This is a genomic window from Streptomyces sp. NPDC060000 (assembly GCF_042737375.1).
In the GTDB taxonomy this organism is placed as follows: Bacteria; Actinomycetota; Actinomycetes; order Streptomycetales; family Streptomycetaceae; genus Streptomyces.
In genome coordinates this window covers 1-15,820 of the sequence record NZ_JBHWUU010000050.1, presented here as the reverse complement: position 1 = coordinate 15,820, position 15,820 = coordinate 1, and the positions used below count along the sequence as shown (strand labels likewise).

Annotated in this window: 17 protein-coding genes; 1 reads left to right on the top strand and 16 read right to left on the bottom strand. The window is 70.8% G+C overall.

All coding sequences use genetic code 11. From position 1 onward, the window contains the following. The 14 genes from ACFWBB_RS24985 to proS form a co-directional block, all read right to left on the bottom strand. A complete protein-coding gene (locus ACFWBB_RS24985) occupies window positions 1–408 on the bottom strand; it encodes a YraN family protein (protein ID WP_385276602.1) in 408 nt (135 codons plus the stop codon). Window positions 409–572: 164 nt separating this feature from the next. After that, entirely contained in the window at window positions 573–881 is a 309-nt protein-coding gene (locus ACFWBB_RS24980; protein ID WP_005311352.1) for a DUF2469 domain-containing protein, read from the bottom strand. A gap of 56 nt (window positions 882–937) precedes the next feature. Further along, entirely contained in the window at window positions 938–1,474 is a 537-nt protein-coding gene (locus ACFWBB_RS24975) for an NUDIX hydrolase (protein WP_385276599.1), read from the bottom strand. After that, window positions 1,464–2,240 (bottom strand): signal peptidase I, encoded by a 777-nt coding sequence (gene lepB, locus ACFWBB_RS24970; protein WP_385276596.1) that lies wholly within the window; start codon window positions 2,238–2,240, stop codon window positions 1,464–1,466. Before lepB (ACFWBB_RS24970) ends, ACFWBB_RS24975 begins: the two co-directional genes overlap by 11 nt. A 122-nt stretch (window positions 2,241–2,362) precedes the next feature. After that, entirely contained in the window at window positions 2,363–3,343 is a 981-nt protein-coding gene (gene lepB, locus ACFWBB_RS24965) for a signal peptidase I (RefSeq protein WP_385276593.1), read from the bottom strand. Beyond that, entirely contained in the window at window positions 3,231–4,337 is a 1,107-nt protein-coding gene (gene lepB / locus ACFWBB_RS24960) for a signal peptidase I (protein ID WP_385276590.1), read from the bottom strand. Before lepB (ACFWBB_RS24960) ends, lepB (ACFWBB_RS24965) begins: the two co-directional genes overlap by 113 nt. Further along, window positions 4,330–5,061: a signal peptidase I gene (gene lepB / locus ACFWBB_RS24955; RefSeq protein WP_385276587.1), complete on the bottom strand. Its 732-nt coding sequence runs from the start codon at window positions 5,059–5,061 to the stop codon at window positions 4,330–4,332. The genes lepB (ACFWBB_RS24960) and lepB (ACFWBB_RS24955) overlap by 8 nt, the downstream gene beginning before the upstream one ends. Window positions 5,062–5,106: 45 nt before the next feature. Beyond that, window positions 5,107–5,457 carry a 50S ribosomal protein L19 gene (gene rplS, locus ACFWBB_RS24950; protein ID WP_385276584.1) on the bottom strand — a complete coding sequence of 117 codons (351 nt, stop codon included), beginning with the start codon at window positions 5,455–5,457 and terminating at the stop codon, window positions 5,107–5,109. A 137-nt stretch (window positions 5,458–5,594) separates the two neighbouring features. Continuing rightward, entirely contained in the window at window positions 5,595–6,428 is an 834-nt protein-coding gene (gene trmD / locus ACFWBB_RS24945) for a tRNA (guanosine(37)-N1)-methyltransferase TrmD (RefSeq protein WP_385276581.1), read from the bottom strand. Beyond that, complete coding sequence (gene rimM / locus ACFWBB_RS24940) at window positions 6,428–7,042, bottom strand: ribosome maturation factor RimM (RefSeq protein ID WP_385276578.1); 615 nt, start codon at window positions 7,040–7,042, stop codon at window positions 6,428–6,430. Before rimM ends, trmD begins: the two co-directional genes overlap by 1 nt. A 105-nt stretch (window positions 7,043–7,147) precedes the next feature. Continuing rightward, a complete protein-coding gene (locus ACFWBB_RS24935; RefSeq protein WP_005479813.1) occupies window positions 7,148–7,387 on the bottom strand; it encodes an RNA-binding protein in 240 nt (79 codons plus the stop codon). Between the two features lie 5 nt (window positions 7,388–7,392). After that, window positions 7,393–7,821, bottom strand: a complete 429-nt coding sequence (gene rpsP, locus ACFWBB_RS24930; protein WP_385276574.1) for a 30S ribosomal protein S16 — start codon at window positions 7,819–7,821, stop codon at window positions 7,393–7,395. 371 nt (window positions 7,822–8,192) lie between these two features. Next, on the bottom strand, window positions 8,193–8,789 hold the full coding sequence (locus ACFWBB_RS24925) for a hypothetical protein (RefSeq protein ID WP_093780039.1): 597 nt from the start codon (window positions 8,787–8,789) through the stop codon (window positions 8,193–8,195). A 282-nt stretch (window positions 8,790–9,071) separates the two neighbouring features. Continuing rightward, on the bottom strand, window positions 9,072–10,487 hold the full coding sequence (proS, locus tag ACFWBB_RS24920) for a proline--tRNA ligase (protein ID WP_385276571.1): 1,416 nt from the start codon (window positions 10,485–10,487) through the stop codon (window positions 9,072–9,074). A 199-nt stretch (window positions 10,488–10,686) separates the two neighbouring features. Here proS and ACFWBB_RS24915 point away from each other — a divergent pair, with 199 nt between their 5' ends. After that, entirely contained in the window at window positions 10,687–11,568 is an 882-nt protein-coding gene (locus tag ACFWBB_RS24915; protein WP_385276568.1) for an SAM-dependent methyltransferase, read from the top strand. A gap of 204 nt (window positions 11,569–11,772) precedes the next feature. Here ACFWBB_RS24915 and ffh read toward each other — a convergent pair whose 3' ends face one another. Together ffh and ACFWBB_RS24905 are read right to left on the bottom strand one after the other, a co-directional pair. Continuing rightward, window positions 11,773–13,323, bottom strand: a complete 1,551-nt coding sequence (gene ffh / locus ACFWBB_RS24910; protein ID WP_385276565.1) for a signal recognition particle protein — start codon at window positions 13,321–13,323, stop codon at window positions 11,773–11,775. A gap of 120 nt (window positions 13,324–13,443) precedes the next feature. Further along, a partial coding sequence (locus tag ACFWBB_RS24905) for a [protein-PII] uridylyltransferase (RefSeq protein WP_385276562.1) occupies window positions 13,444–15,820 on the bottom strand: 2,377 nt, incomplete at its 5' end.

The window sequence follows — 15,820 nt, the reverse complement described above, 5'->3', positions numbered from 1 at the left end:
TCAGGCCACCCCCCGCACATGCTCGAGGACGGCCGCCCCGCGGCGGGGCAGGACGACACCGATCAGATCGATGCGGACGCCGCCCGGCGGGGCTCCTCCGTGCGCCTGGATCCATCGCCCGGCCAGGCCGCGCAGGCGTTCGGCCTTCTCGGATGTCACCGCCGCCATCGGGTGCTGGAAACCGCCGCCGCTGCGGGTCTTCACCTCGCAGACGACCAGGACGTCGCCGTCCCTGGCGACGATGTCGATCTCACCGGTCCTGCCACAGCGCCAGTTGCGCTCCAGGACCGTCATCCCGGCCTCGACCAGCCGCCTTGCGGCCAGTTCCTCGCCGTACCTGCCGAGTGCGCCTCGGGCCAGATCCGTGTTCGTGCTCATACGGGCACCACCTCCGGCACCCACGCTCACGCATCCGCCGCCACGGAAAGGATCTTGGTGGAGAACCCGGCGGCTGTGGAAAACCCCGTCACCCGCACGAGTACCGCGCCGGACGTCAGCCCCGGGCAGGTCAGCTCCCGGGCAGGTCAGCCCTGGGACGGGTCAGCCCTGGGACAGGTCAGCCCTGGGACAGGTCAGCTCCCGGGGAGCTCCAGATCGCTCTTGTTCAGCTCCTCGATGTTCACGTCCTTGAACGTGAGCACCCGTACCTGCTTCACGAACCGGGCCGGCCGGTACATGTCCCACACCCAGGCGTCCGCCATCGACACCTCGAAGAACACCTCGCCCTGGACCGAGTGCACCTGCATCTCGTAGTCGTTGGTGAGGTAGAAGCGCCGCTCGGTCTCGATCACGTATTTGAACAGACCGACGACATCGCGGTACTCCCGGTAGAGCTTCAGCTCCATCTCGGTCTCGTACTTCTCGAGGTCCTCGGCGCTCATGGCATGTTCCCCTTCAGCCGTGCGATCCCCCCATTGTGCGCCAGTCCCGTGCGCCCCTAGACGATTTCCGTGTCGAGGGTTACGGGTCCGGCCGGAGGACCTTCGTCGAGCAGCCTGCGCAGCAGCCCGGCGAGTCTGGTCGGATACACCGTCTCATGTGCCCGGGTCAGTTCCTGACACGTCCACCAACGCGCTCCGGCGACACTGCGCCGCTCCAGCTCGGTCAGGGCCGTGGCCCGGGTCTCCGTCACCGTCGTACGGGCCAGGTAGTACCACTCGTCCTGGTCCCAGCGGCGGCCCGCGAACGGGAAGGAGCACATCCGCCGCCACAGCACCGGACCGAGCTCGACCTCGGTGATGCCGGTCTCCTCGGCGAGTTCGCGCAGAGCGGCCTCCTCACGGGTCTCGTCGCCCTCCACACCGCCGCCGGGAGTGAACCACCACGCGTCGGCCGGATCGTCCGGTTCATGGCCGTGCAGCAGCAGGATGCGGTCCTGCGGGTCGAGGAGCACGACCCGGGCGACCTTGCGCAGGCCGCCCTCATAGGAGTCGACGCCCGCGCCCGTCGGCCCGTCCGTGGTCTCAGCGGGCACCGGCCGCCTCCGGCCGGGCGCGGCGGCCGGACGTCCGCTTGGCGATCGGGCCGTACGCGGCGCCGCCGAGGACCAGCACGCCACCCGCGACGATCATCCAGCCGATCGTCCCCAGCGGACCCGGCTCGGAGAGGGCGCCGAGTTCCTCGAAACCCGTGGGCCGCTTCAGCATGCCGTTCATGGGCCACACGACGGCGTCGACGCGGGCCTTGACGGCGCTGCGCGCGACCGTGCCCTGGGCGGCGTCCGTGAGGTGGGCGGTGGAGTCCAGGGAGCCCTCCCGCTCGTCACCGAGCAGGAACAGCCGGCCGTCGGGGACCTTCACGGTCGGGATGTTCTTGTTCTCGGCCAGGCTGCCCGCGGGCAGATACGGTTCTTCGATCTGCTCGCCGTTGACGGTCAGCTTGCCGTCGGTGCAGCAGGACACCGTGTCGCCGCCGACCGCGACCACTCGCTTGACCACGGGCGCGTTGCTCGCCCAGGTCTTGTCGGTGAACACGACGACATCCCCGCGGCGCACCTCGTCGCCGTCGACCCGCTGGGCCAGCACCCGGTCGCCCGCGACGATCGTGGGGCTCATGGAACTGGTGGGCACGGTGTACGGCCGGTAGAGCAGCGCTCCCCACCCGAATCCGCAGAGGAACAGCACGAGGCCCAGTGCGACGGCCAGTCCGGACAGACGCTGTCCGGTCCGGCTGCCCACCGGGCCACTGCTGGTGCCACCGCCACTGTGCGGGGCCGTACGCGTAGTGCTCTCGCCACCCATGGATCCGCACCCTACCCGGCGGTACCGAACCGGGTCAGCCCCTCTTCCCGGCTGTTCCCGGGCCTTGGTCACAAGCTTGGGAAAGGGTTTGCCGAGTGCAGGCCGGTGCGGAAGCCGGAAGGTCAGCGGACCGCGGAGTCCTCCGCGCGCCGACGGCGCCACAGGACCACCGGTACGACCCCGGCGAGGGCGAGGCCCTGCGGGGCGACCGTCAGGGCGGCGGACGCCGCCGACTGGGTGCTCAGGCCGTCCTGGTCGAAGGTGTCCGGCACCGGCAGCGTGCCCCAGCGGGTGATCGGCCACGCCTTGACGACGGCACGGCCGACGACCTGGTCGACGGGGACCATGCCGTGGTTCGTGTCCGACTGGTTGTAGCGCGAGTCGCGAGAGTTCTGACGGTGGTCGCCCATGACCCAGACGAAGCCCTTGGGGACCTTCACGGTGAACTGGCCGCCCTGGTCGTCCTGGCTGCACGGGGTGTTGCCGGGGTACACGTACGGCTCGTTCAGCGCCTTGCCGTTGACCGTCAGCGGGCCCGTGCCCTTGCAGGAGACGGTGTCGCCGCCGACGCCGATGACCCGCTTGATCAGGTCCTTCTCCTCGGCGGACGGCATCAGGCCGATCCAGCTGAGGACGGTCTGCAAGGCGTTCGGATCGGCGGTGTTCTCGCCCGCCAGCCAGTTGTCGGGGTCATGGAAGACGATGACCTCGCCGCGCTCCGGCTCGGAGCCGAACCACGGGGTCAGTTTGTCGACGAGAACCCGGTCGCCCACCTTGAGGGTGTTCTCCATCGAGGCCGACGGGATGGAGAACGCCTGCACCAGGAACGTCTTGATCAGCAGCGCGAGGACGAGCGCGATGAAGATCAGGATCGGCAGCTCCTTCCAGAAGGAGCGCGGCTTCTTCGGCTTCGGGGCCGGGCCGCCCGATCCCTCGCCGCCGGTCCGGGGCGGCTCGTCCGCCGGCGGGCCGTCGCCGCCCGCCACGGGGTCACTCCCGGAGGTCACGGCGCCGTCGAAAGCCGGGTCGGCGGCTTCCACCGGATGACCGCGGTGCTCCTCGCCGCCATGCCCGGACCGTGCGCCAACCGCCACATCCCCCACGCCAACTCCTCACTCTGTGCCGCTGCCTGCCCCACGTACGACGCAGGCCCACCACTCCCATAACGAGCGGGAGTTCCGCAGGGCTCGGGAGTTGTCGAATCGATTCGTTCGGATTGCCGGGAGCAACCCTATGCGACAGCTGGGCGGACGCGGTCGCCGTGGCGGCCGAGCCGGTGACCGAAGCGAAAGTTTGCGGTTCCTTGAGACGGACCCAGTGCCCCAGGGGCCAGGCGATGACCATGGCCCGTCCCACCACCTCGTCCTCCGAGACGGTGCCCCCGTAGTCGGTGTTCTGGTGGAAGCGGGAGTCGGCGGAGTTGGCCCGGTGGTCGCCCATCACCCACAGCCGCCCCTGCGGGACGGTGATGTCGAACGCCGAGGCCGAGGGCTCGTTCCCGGGATAGAGATAGGCCCCCTCCTCCAGGGGAACGCCGTTGACGGTCACCCGCCCCTGGGTGTCACAGCACACCACGCGGTCGCCGCCCACCCCGACAACCCGTTTGATGAGGTCCTTCTCGTTGTCGGACGGCAGCAGACCGATGAAGGTGAGCCCTTCCTTGACCTGCTTGACGACGACCGGGTCGTTCTTCTTGGTGGTGGTCTGCTCGTCGTTGAGCCAGCCGCCGGGGTCCTTGAAGACGACGACGTCCCCGCGCTCGGGCCTGGAGCCGAACCACGGGGTGAACTTGTCGACCAAGACACGGTCGCCGATCCGGATCGTCTGCTCCATGGAGCCGGAGGGGATCACGAAGGCCTGCACGAGGAAGGTCTTCAGGACCAGGGCTATGAGGACGGCGACACCGACCAGCAGCGGTATCTCCCGGGCGGCCGAACGCCTGCGCTTGCGCTTGACCTTGCGCTGGAGCTTGCGCCGCTCCGCGCGCGAGCGGCCGCCGCCGCCACCAGCCGGGCTGGAGGTACGCCGGGCGCCGGTGGGCAGGAGGTTGTCCGCGGCGCTGGTCGGGGTGCCGCGCGGCCTGCCGCGGTTACCCATGGGCGTGCTCCACACCGGGTACGCGCGCGTAGGCGCCGGGCCGGGGCAGACGGGTGAGATGCGCGTAGGGCCACACGATCCAGTCGGCGCGGCCGATCACCCGGTCGGCGGGGATCATTCCGCCGCCCGGTGAGCCGAGGTGGTCCCGGGAGTCGCTGGAGTGACTGCGGTGGTCACCGAGGACGAACAGGGTGCCCTTCGGCACGTCCACGTCGAAGTCCACCGTGGACGCACTGTCGCCGGGATACAGGAACGTCGACTCATCGACCGACCGGCCGTTCACCTTGATCCTCCCCTCCTTGTCGCAGCAGACCACGTGATCTCCCCCTACACCCACGACGCGCTTGATGTAGTCGAAGTTCCCGAAGTACCCGGTGCCGTCGAACACGACGACATCGCCGCGCCGCGGCTCGGCACCGAAACGGTACGCCAACTTATTTACGAGAACCCGGTCACCGATCCTCAATCCGTTTTCCATGGATCCGCTGGGAATCTGGAATGGTTGGACCACGAAAGCGTTGAGGACCAGCAAAAACAGCAGGCAGCTCAGCAGCGTGAGACTGGTCCGGCCGCCCGGCAGCCAGTGCGTGATCCGCGCCACCAACGCGAAACGCGACCGTCCCTCCGGTCCCTCCGGGTCCGGGGTCTCCTGGGAGACGTCCGCGGATACGGAAGGGCTGGAGGAGCGGTCGCGCTCCGTCGTGGGCTGAGCTTCGGTGTCCATCGGGGCCAGATGCTATCCGGCCCCTCTATGAACCCCGCAGAGCACTCAGTTGTCGCGCTTCTCCTTGATCTTCGCGGCCTTGCCGCGCAGCTCACGGAGGTAGTAGAGCTTGGCGCGACGCACGTCACCGCGGGTGACGAGCTCGATCTTCTCGACGATCGGGGTGTGCACCGGGAACGTGCGCTCGACGCCGACGGAGAAGGAGACCTTGCGGACCGTGAAGGTCTCGCGGACACCGGCGCCCTGGCGGCGGATGACTACGCCCTTGAACTGCTGCACACGGGAGCGGTTGCCCTCGATGACGCGGACGTGGACGTTGACGGTGTCACCCGGGCGGAAGGGCGGGACGTCGGTGCGCAGCGACGCGGCGTCGACGGAGTCGAGCAGGTGAGACATTTCGTCTGCTTTCTTCGCTGATGCCACAGGTCATCAACGGAACTAGATGTTCGAGGATTGAGTGCCGTGTGCCCGTCGAGGCGGGCGTCGTGTCCCCCTGCGGCAGGGGCGCACACCGGACGGCGCACAACAGCGACCTATTCTTCCACGCCCTCGGTCCTGCGCCAAAATCGACCGTACGGCGCACCCTCCGGGTCGGGCGTCCAGCCCAGGATGGAGAGCATCTCGCGGTCCTTCTTGTCGAAGGTCTTCGGGTCGCAGCGCTCGATCAGGTCGGGCCGGTTGGCCGTCGTGCGCCGCAGGGCCTCGTCGCGGCGCCAGCGGGCGATCCTGCCGTGGTGGCCGCTGAGCAGCACCTCGGGGATCTCCCGGCCGCGCCAGGCGGGCGGCTTGGTGTAGACGGGGCCTTCCAGGAGGCTGGCCATGGCGCCGGGGGCGAAGGAGTCGTCGCGGTGGGACTCGGCGTTGCCGAGCACGCCGGGAAGCAGCCGCGCCACGGCCTCGGTGACGACCAGGACGGCGGCCTCCCCGCCGGCCAGGACGTAGTCGCCGATGGAGACCTCGTAGACGGGGACGCGGGTGGCGTACTCGTCGATGACCCGCCGGTCGATGCCCTCGTAGCGGGCCGGTGTGAAGATCAGCCACGGCCGCTCGGAGAGCTCGACCGCCAGTTCCTGGGTGAAGGGCCGACCACTGGGGGTCGGGACGACGATCGCGGGCGCGTGCGCGCCCGTCTCGTAGCCGTCGGCGAGAACCGAGTCGAGGGCGTCGCCCCAGGGGTCGGTCTTCATGACCATGCCGGGCCCGCCGCCGTAGGGGGTGTCGTCGACCGTGTTGTGCCGGTCGTACGTCCACTCCCTCAGGTCGTGCACCCGCACCTCCAGCCGGCCACGCGCGCGTGCCTTGCCGACGAGGGAGACGTTCAGCGGGTCGAGATACTCGGGGAAGATCGTGACGACGTCGAGGCGCATCAGGGCCGACCCCCGTCCTCGTCCGCGTCGGCGTCCCCGTGCGCGCCCTCGTCCGAGTCCTCGTCCGTGCCCTCGTCCGTCTCCCGGGAGGAGACGATCTCCGCACGGTCGTCGATCAGACCCGGCGGCGGGTCGATGACCGCCCGCTGCTCCTCCAGATCGATCTCGACCACGATCGACTCGACGAAGGGGATCATCACCTCGCTGCCGTCCGGCCGCTCGACGATGAAGAGGTCCTGGGAGGGCAGATGCGAGATCTCGGTGATCCGGCCGACCTCGACGCCGTCCTTGGTGACCACGTCGAGGTCCATCAGCTGGTGGTCGTAGTACTCGCCCTCCTCCTCGGGCACCTCCGCGGGGTCGACCTCGGCGATCAGGAGGGTGTTGCGCAGGGCTTCGGCGGCGGTGCGGTCGCGCACACCCTCGAAGCGCAGGAGGAGACGACCGCTGTGGACACGGCCGGTCTCGATGGTCAGCGGGCCGGTCGAGGCCGGGTCCGTGGCCAGGACGGCGCCGGGCGCGAGCCGCTGCTCCGGCTCGTCGGTGCGTACCTCGACGGTGACCTCGCCCTTGATGCCGTGGGCGCGGCCGATCCGCGCGACTACGAGCTGCACTTCTGAAGATCTCCTGTCGTACCTGTCGTCACGACTGCCGTAACGACTACGGGCCGGGGACGGCCCAGTGGCCTTCCCCGGCCCGAGCCGGTGTTGCGAAACGCGTCAGCGGACGTGATCCACGTCGACGAGGTCGACACGGACGCCACGGCCGCCGATGGCGCCCACGACGGTGCGCAGAGCGCGTGCGGTGCGGCCGTTGCGGCCGATCACCTTGCCGAGGTCGTCCGGGTGGACCCGGACCTCGAGCACGCGCCCGCGGCGCAGGTCACGCGAGGCGACCTGCACATCGTCGGGATTGTCGACGATGCCCTTCACGAGGTGCTCAAGCGCCTCTTCGAGCATGCTGCTCAGGCCTCGGTCGGCTCAGCCGCAGAGGACTCGGCGGCAGCCTCGTCCTTCTTCTCGGCCTTCTTCTTCTGGGTGATGGCCTCACCCTTGCCCGAGTCGTCGCCACCGAGGGCCTCGAACAACGGGCGAGCCTTCTTCGGCTCGGCGACGAGCAGCGGCGCCGGGGCGGGCTCGCCCTTGAACTTCTGCCAGTCGCCGGTCTTCTTCAGAATGGCGAGCACCGGCTCGGTCGGCTGCGCGCCGACACCCAGCCAGTACGCCACGCGGTCGGCGTCGACCTCGATGATCGACGGGTGGTACGTCGGCTGGTACTTGCCGATCTCCTCGATCGCACGACCGTCACGACGGGTGCGGGAGTCGGCGACGACGATGCGGTAGTGAGGCGCGCGGATCTTGCCCAGACGCTTCAGCTTGATCTTGACTGCCACGGAAGTGGTGTCTCCTGGTCTTGACGTGGGTGGGCACGGCGAGATGGCCGCGTGGGGTTGCGGTACCCGAGTGCCCGATGGACGCGTCAGCCGGAGGAGAGAGGGGTCCTGTGCGACTGTCGAGTACAGCTAGCCATTGTGCCACACCCCGCGGGTCGCCCTCGGCCGCGGGGTCGGCGGCCGCCTGGGCATGCTTCGCCCGCACCCGGCGTCCGGTGGACGTACGACGGGTGCGCGGCCCGGCGGTGCGGGGTGCCGGCCGCGACCGTCCGTGCCGCCCGGGGGAGGCACGACTGCCGCGGTGTACGAACACCCCGCGCCCTCGCCGTCGACCGGCAGCCACGAGATGCCGGTGCTGGGCCGTCGGGTGTTTACGCCGCGCCGACGATCTCCGGGATCCGGAACGGCTTGCCGCAGCCCCCGCACACGATCGGCGCCTGGGCCAGGACCGACGGCACGACGCGCACATTGCGCCCGCAGTCGCACACGGCCTTGACCCGGACGCCGCCGCCCGAGGAGCCGTGCCGGGCCGCGGGACCGCGGAAACTGCGGGTGGTGTCCGAGGAGGTGGCCGCCAGGTGGGCCTTGAGGGCCCGCTGGAGACGCTCGATCGTCGGACGGTAGCGGCGCTTGGCCTCGGGATTGAGCGTGACCAGCGAGAAGCCGCTGCTGGGGTGGGGCTCCTCCGGGTGGTCCAGACCCATTTCCTCGGCGATCGCAAGGAATCTGCGGTTGTGGTAGCGGCCGGCGCGGGAGGTGTCGCGAACGCCGCGGGCGGCGGCGATGCCATGGACTGCCTCGTGAAGCAGTCGCTCGAAGGAGAGCTCGTGACCGCAGGCGGACGACGACTCCCCGATCAGGGACTCTGGCGCGGCAAGATCCGGCAGCTCGGGGTGGTACCGCTGAATGTCGGCCCACGCCTCTGCCAGCTCTGCGGCGAGAACAGGTGGTGTCTGTGTCGTGCTCACGTAATGACAACGAGCGGGGGTGCCCCTGTGTTCCTATTCCGGGCCATCCCAAATAATTTGCACGTACCCGTCAGTTTGCCGCTGATGCGTCCTGACGAGGGCGGGTGCGCTGATCTGCGGATAAGCCTCACAGCTCCTACCAAGCTGGTGCGTAGGCCACGTACGTCCACTCGTGTTGCACCCGCCTGCCCGGCGCGTAGACGGGTACACGCGCCGGGGCAGGGATGTTCCGCAGGGGCGCAAGAGGCGTTTCGGTCGCTCTCGCGAGCGGAGGGCGCTGTCTCAGTAAGCGCGCGCGACGATCGCGACGTTACCCGGGGTGTCCCCGTCGTCAGGCACCGACCCGTCCTCCGCGATCAGACACCGTACGGTCAGCGACTGCTCGGCCAGCCTGGCCTCGCCCGCTTCGCCGAGGGTCGCCCAGGGGATGCGCGCCCAGCCGCCGGCGACGGCCGCCTCGACCGCCTCGGGAATCGTCGACACGTCCGTCGTACGGGACTCGCGGCGCTCGCGGGACTGCTTCAGCAGCAGCGCCTGGTCCTCTTCGAGGAGGGCCGGCAGGAGGCTCACGAGCGCGTCGACCGCCACCGGCTCCTTGCCCCCCGGGATCCGCCGGGCGAGCATCGCCGTGCCGTTCTCCAGGTCACGGGGCCCGATCTCGACACGGACGGGCACGCCCTTGAGCTCCCAGTCGACGGCGCGGCGCCCGAACGGGACGTCGGTACGGTCGTCGACCCGGACGCGGAGCCCCGCCGCCTTCAGCCGGGCGCCCACCTCGCGGACCTTGGCCAGAACCGCCTCGTCGCCCTTGATCGCCAGGACGACGACCTGGATGTGCGCCAGCCGGGGCGGCACCCGCAGCCCGTCGTCGTCGCCGTGGGTCATCACCAGGGCGCCGATCATGCGGGTCGTCGAACCCCAGGAGGTCTGCCAGACCAGCTCCTGGGTGCCCTCCTTCGACAGGTACCGGGTGTTGAAGGCCTTGGCGAAGTTCTGGCCCAGTTCATGGCTGGTGACCATCTGGAGGGCCTTGCCGTCGCCCATCATGCTTTCGAGGGTGAGGGTGTTGATGGCGCCCGCGAAGCGCTCCTTGACCGTCTTGCGGCCGGAGACGAAGTCGATCGCGAGGACGTTCTCGAGGAAGTCGCCGTAGACCTCGCGCTGGATGTGCGCGGCGAAGTCACGGGCCTCCTCGTACGTGGCGTGCGCGGTGTGCCCCTCCTGCCACAGGAACTCGGCCGTCCGCAGGAAGAGGCGGGGCCGCAGTTCCCAACGGACCACGTTGGCCCACTGGTTGATGAGCAGGGGCAGGTCGCGGTAGCTCTGCACCCACTTGGAGAAGTACTCGTTGACGATGGTTTCGGAGGTGGGCCGGACGACCGCCGGCTCCTCCAGCTCCTTGCCGCCCCCGTGTGTCACCACGGCCAACTCGGGCGCGAAGCCCTCGACATGGTCCGCCTCGCGCGTGAGGTAGGACTGCGGGATCAGCAGCGGGAAGTACGCGTTCTCGGTGCCCGTCTCCTTGATGCGGGCGTCCATCTCCGCCTGCATCCGCTCCCACAGCCCGTAGCCGTACGGTCGGATGACCATGGTGCCGCGCACCGGTCCGTTGTCGGCCAGTTCCGCCTTGTTGACCAGATCCTGGTACCAGCGGGGGAAGTCGTCCGCCCGCGGGGTGAGAACGGGAGCCTTTGCCATGGCGCGATGGTACGGCCCCAAGTTGCCGGAATGTGAATTCTCGCCACAGGCACAGCCGGCGCACAAGCGGGGGCCCGAGACCCCTGGACGCGGTCGCGTACGGGGAGTTACCTGGCATACGGGGGAAGTGCGAGCGCACTGCACGGGGGCCACCTGATCGGTTACTGCGGCAACTCTCGGCGGATTGGGGCGCTTATCCATGACACCTACGCTCGTGCGGCAGCACCTGCCACTCGCGGGGCCTACGCCCCGCGCGGACCCGGGTGCACGCGCGCGTGACTGGTCGGAGGTCCAGGAGCGGATGCTGGTCCCTCTCTACGAGGCCGTCTACGAGCGACTGGATCTGGGACCCGGCACCCGGCTCCTCGGTCTCGGCTGCGGCTCCGGACTGGCCCTGCTGATGGCGGCCTCCAGAGGCGCGGCGGCCCTCACCGGTGTCGAGTCCTCTTCCCCCGAACGGCTGGCCCTCGCGCGCGAGCGGCTGCTGCCGAAGGCGCCCGGCGAACGGGCCGCGGGCTCGCGGGGGGACGGCGGCGGCATCCGCCTCACCGACCGGTTACCGAAGGGCCCGGCCGGCCCGGGCACACGCGCGTACGACCTGGTGACGGCGTTCGAGCCGATGGGGTGTCTCGCGGGCGACGCGGACGGGCTCGCCGCCCTGCTCACGGCCACCACACCGCTCGCCGTGCGCGGGGCGCCCGTGGTGCTGGTCGGCTGGGGTCCACCGGAACGCTGCGCCACGTCCGCGGTGCTGCGGGTGGCGGCCAAGCTCGCCGATCCGCTGCGCGGCGGCCCGGTCCGGCTGCGCCCGGCACTGCGCGACGACCTCGAGGAGGTCGCGGGGCGGGCCGGGCTGAGGCCGGACGGATCGGGGCGGGTGGCCTGCCCCTTCGGCTACGCCGACGTGGAGAGCGCCCTCAAGGGCCTGCTGTCCACCGGCCTGTTCGACGCGGCGGTCGCGGCGACGGACCCGGCGCAGGTCGACAAGGAACTGGCGGAGGCGCTGCACCCGTACCGTCGCGCGGACGGGACGGTGTGGATGCCGAACGTGTTCCGGTACCTGATCGCGCGGACTCCCTGAAGCATCCGCGTCCCCCGAGGACCACTCCTCCCCGTGGGCCTTCGCCGGCCGCGTAGACGCCCGTGGGCCGGTGCGCGTGCGCCTGCCTCCTCGCAGCCGCTTCCCGGCGATACGCCGCGTGGGGCGCCCCTCCGTGAGCGGAAGAGCGCCCCACGGGATGTGGAGTGCGGTCGGGGCTCGGCGCCGAGCCCCGTGCGGCTGCTGTCAGCCCATGAACTTCTTGAACTCGTCCGGCAGCTCGAAGTCCTGAGCGCCCTGCTGGGGCAGTCCGAGCGCGTTGCCGCCCTGGGCCTGGGCCTCGCGGCGCTGGGCCTCCTCCAGCTCCTGCTGCTTGCGCTTCATGGGGTTGCCGGAGCGCTGCTTGCCCTTGGCCTGCTTCGGCTGCTTCTTCTGCCGGCCGGCGCCGCCACCCATGCCCGGCATCCCGGGCATTCCGGGCATGCCGCCGCCCTGGGCCATCCGGGACATCATCTTGCGGGCCTCGAAGAACCGCTCGACCAGGCCCTTCACGGCGCTGACCTCGACACCCGAACCCTTGGCGATACGGGCGCGGCGGGAGCCGTTGATGATCGTCGGCTCATGGCGCTCGGCCGGGGTCATCGACTTGATGATCGCGGCCGTACGGTCGACGTCACGCTCGTCGAGGTTGGCGATCTGGTCCTTGATCTGCCCCATGCCGGGCAGCATGCCGAGCAGCTTGCTGATGCTGCCCATCTTCCTGACCTGCTCCATCTGGGCCAGGAAGTCGTCCAGGGTGAAGTCCTGGCCCTTCTTGGACGCCAGCTTGGAGGCCATCTTCTCGGCCTCTTCCTGGCTGAACGTCTTCTCCGCCTGCTCGATCAGGGTGAGGAGGTCACCCATGTCGAGGATGCGGGAGGCCATCCGGTCAGGGTGGAAGGCGTCGAACTCGTCGAGCTTCTCGCCGTTCGACGCGAACATGATCGGCTTGCCGGTCACCGAGGCGATCGAGAGGGCCGCGCCACCGCGGGCGTCGCCGTCGAGCTTCGACAGCACGACACCGTCGAAGCCGACGCCGTCACGGAAGGCCTCGGCGGTGTTGACGGCGTCCTGGCCGATCATCGCGTCGACGACGAAGAGGATTTCGTCGGGCGAGACGGCGTCGCGGATGTCAGCGGCCTGCCGCATCAGCTCGGCGTCGATACCGAGCCGGCCGGCGGTGTCCACGATCACGATGTCGTGGACCTTGGACTTCGCGAAGTCGATGGAGTCCTTGGCGACCTGGACCGGGTCGCCCACGCCGTTGCCGGGCTGCGGGGCGTACACGGCCACGCCGGCGCGCTCGGCGACGACGCTGAGCTGGTTGACGGCGTTGGGGCGCTGGAGGTCGCAGGCGACGAGCAGCGGCGAGTGGCCCTGCTCCTTCAGCCAGCGGCCGAGCTTGCCAGCGAGGGTGGTCTTACCGGCACCCTGGAGACCGGCCAGCATGATCACGGTCGGCGGCTGCTTGGCGAAGCGCAGTCGGCGGGTCTCGCCACCGAGGATCGTGACGAGTTCGTCGTTGACGATCTTCAGGACCTGCTGGGCGGGGTTCAGCGCCCTGGAGACGTCGGAGCCGAGGGCGCGCTCCTTGACGTTCTTGATGAACGTGCGGACGACCGGCAGGGCCACGTCGGCTTCGAGGAGTGCGATGCGGATCTCGCGCGCCGTGGCGTCGATGTCCGCTTCGCTCAAGCGCCCCTTGCCGCGCAAGTTCTTGAAGGTCGCTGAAAGGCGATCGGAGAGAGTATCGAACACGGCGGCGTCGGTCCTCGGAGTCGGGGGCAGTGAGCGTCTTCCAGGGTATCCGGCCGCGCAAGGCATTCGTCCCCGCCCGGCGTATTCGGCGGGCGGGGAGGCGTGCGGCACGGCGTGGGGTCAGGCCCGCAGCATCTCCTCCAGCTTGCGGGTCACGGAGGCGGCCTCGTCTCCGGGCAGCGGCGCGCCCTCGGCTCCGGTGACGTAGAACGCGTCCACGGCGTTCGCGCCGAGGGTCGAGACGTGCATGCTGCGGACCCGCAGTCCCTCGTCCTCCAGGGCCCGTCCGATCCGGAACAGCAGTCCCGGCGCGTCCTGTGCGCGTACCTCGATGACCGTGGCGTGCCGGGAGGCGGCGGGAGCCACCGTCACGCGCGACGCCGGCGCCACCACGCCCCGGCGGCGGGGATAGGCGGCGTCCCGTTCCGCGAGCCGTCCGGCGATGTCCAGCGAGCCGTCCAGGGCGCGGACGAGGTCGGCGCGGAGCCGGGCCGCCTGGGGCAGGGAGCCGTACTCGGCGGCGACCCGCCAGTTCAGCAGCAGGACGGAGCCCTCCACACCGGTCGGCAGGTCCAGGGCACGCAGCTCGGCGGTGCGGACGGTCAGCCGGTGCAGGGCGAGGACGCCGGCCACGGCGGGCAGTACGCCCGGCTGGTCGGGTACGGCGATGAGAAGCTCCACGCCGAGCGGCTCGGGGTCGTCGGCGGGCCGGTCCTCCGCGGAGGCCTCGGTCTGCGCGCGCAGGGACAACACCGGGCTGCTGGTGGCGACCGCCTCGATGGCGAGCCGTTCCTGCTCGGCGGTGGGCGCGGCGGCGTCGGGCTCGTCGAGCTCGTCCCCGGCGAGTACCGCCCCGACCCGTTTGACCAGGTCCGCCACGAGCGAACCTCGCCAGGACGACCAGGCGGCGGGGCCGGTGGCCAGCGCGTCCGCCTCGGTGAGCGCGTGCAGCAGCTCCAGGGTGCTCTGCGAGCCGACCGCCTCGGCGACCGAGCGGACCGTGGCCGGGTCCTCCAGGTCGCGCCGGGTGGCCGTCTCGATCAGCAGCAGGTGATGCCGGACCAGCGCGGAGAGGACGGCGACGTCGGCGCGGTCGAAGCCGATCCGGGCGGCGACGTCCTTGGCGATGATCTCGCCGGCGACCGAGTGGTCACCGGGCCAGCCCTTGCCGATGTCGTGCAGCAGCGCGGAGACCAGGAGGAGGTCGGGGCGGCTGACGCGGCGGGTGAACTCGGAGGCGCGCACGGCGGTCTCGATGAGGTGCCGGTCGACGGTCCAGATGTGCACGGCGTTGCGCTGCGGGCGGCAGCGCACCCGCTCCCAGTCGGGCAGCAGCCGCGTGATCAGGCCCTCGGCCTCCAGCGCCTCCCAGACCTCGATGGTGGGCTGGCCGGAGCCGAGCAGCGTCACGAGCTGCTCACGGGCCTCGGCGGGCCAGGGCGTGGGCAGCGGACGCACGGTCGCGGCGAGGCGCCGTACGGCGTGCAGGGAGAGCGGGAGGCCGGCCTGCGCGGCGGCGGCCGCGGCGCGCAACGGGAGCACGGGGTCGCGTTCGGGGCGTGCGGCACGGGCGAGCACCACCTCGCCGTCCTGCTCGACCACTCCTTCGGCCAGCGGAGAGCGCTCGGAGGCGGGCTTGCCGCCGCCGAGCATGGCGCGCAGCCGCGGCCGCACGGCGCGCGACCGCAACACGCGTCCCACTTCCCGCCAGGTGACGTCACTCGCGTACGCGATGACGCGGGCCGCCTCGTACACCTGCCTCAGCAGCGTGTCGGCGTCCAGCAGGCCAAGCTCGGCGGCCACCTGGTCCTGCTCCTGGAGGGCCAGCCGGTCGGTGGCACGGCCGGTGGCCAGATGCAGGGCGTCCCGTACGTCGAGGAGCCGGCGGCGGGCGTCGTCGAGGCCCTCGCGGGGCGCGTCGGCCAGCCAGGAGGCGGCGACGGCCCGTAGGGCGGTGGCGTCCCTCAGCCCGCCCCGGGCCTCCTTCAGGTCGGGCTCCAGCAGGTACTGGAGCTCGCCCTGGCGTTCGGCGCGCTCGGCGCAGAGCTCCTGGAGCTCGGGGAGGCGCTTGGGCGCCTGGTTGCGCCAGTCGGCGAGGACGGCGGTACGCAGTCCCGCCGTGAGACCGGGGTCGCCCGCGAGGTGGCGGGCGTCGAGGAGGCCGAGCTGGACCTTGAGGTCCTCCCCGGCGGTTTTGCGGGCCTCCGCCGGGGTGCGGACGGAGTGGTCCAGAGCGAGGCCCAGGTCCCACACGGGATACCAGAGCCGGTCGGCGAGGGCGGCGACCGCCTTGGGGTCGTCCCCGTCGTGCAGGAGCAGGAGGTCGAGGTCGCTGCGCGGGGACAGCTCGCCCCGGCCGTAGCCGCCGACGGCGACCAGGGACACGCCCTTCAGCTCCTCGGTGCCGGCGGTGAAGAGCCCGGTGAGCCAGTCGTCGGTCAGTTCCGCGAGGGCGGAACGGCGCGGCGGCCCGGACCGCGCCCCCTCGGTGAGGAGG

Coding starts and splice junctions, on each gene's coding strand:
- lepB (WP_385276587.1), bottom strand. CDS start 5,061: ATGGACACCGAAGCTCAGCCCACGACGGAGCGCGACCGCTCCTCCAGC.
- lepB (WP_385276590.1), bottom strand. CDS start 4,337: ATGGGTAACCGCGGCAGGCCGCGCGGCACCCCGACCAGCGCCGCGGAC.
- ACFWBB_RS24980 (WP_005311352.1), bottom strand. CDS start 881: ATGAGCGCCGAGGACCTCGAGAAGTACGAGACCGAGATGGAGCTGAAG.
- rplS (WP_385276584.1), bottom strand. CDS start 5,457: ATGTCTCACCTGCTCGACTCCGTCGACGCCGCGTCGCTGCGCACCGAC.
- ACFWBB_RS24935 (WP_005479813.1), bottom strand. CDS start 7,387: ATGCTCGAAGAGGCGCTTGAGCACCTCGTGAAGGGCATCGTCGACAAT.
- ACFWBB_RS24915 (WP_385276568.1), top strand. CDS start 10,687: ATGACACCTACGCTCGTGCGGCAGCACCTGCCACTCGCGGGGCCTACG.
- proS (WP_385276571.1), bottom strand. CDS start 10,487: ATGGCAAAGGCTCCCGTTCTCACCCCGCGGGCGGACGACTTCCCCCGC.
- lepB (WP_385276596.1), bottom strand. CDS start 2,240: ATGGGTGGCGAGAGCACTACGCGTACGGCCCCGCACAGTGGCGGTGGC.
- trmD (WP_385276581.1), bottom strand. CDS start 6,428: ATGCGCCTCGACGTCGTCACGATCTTCCCCGAGTATCTCGACCCGCTG.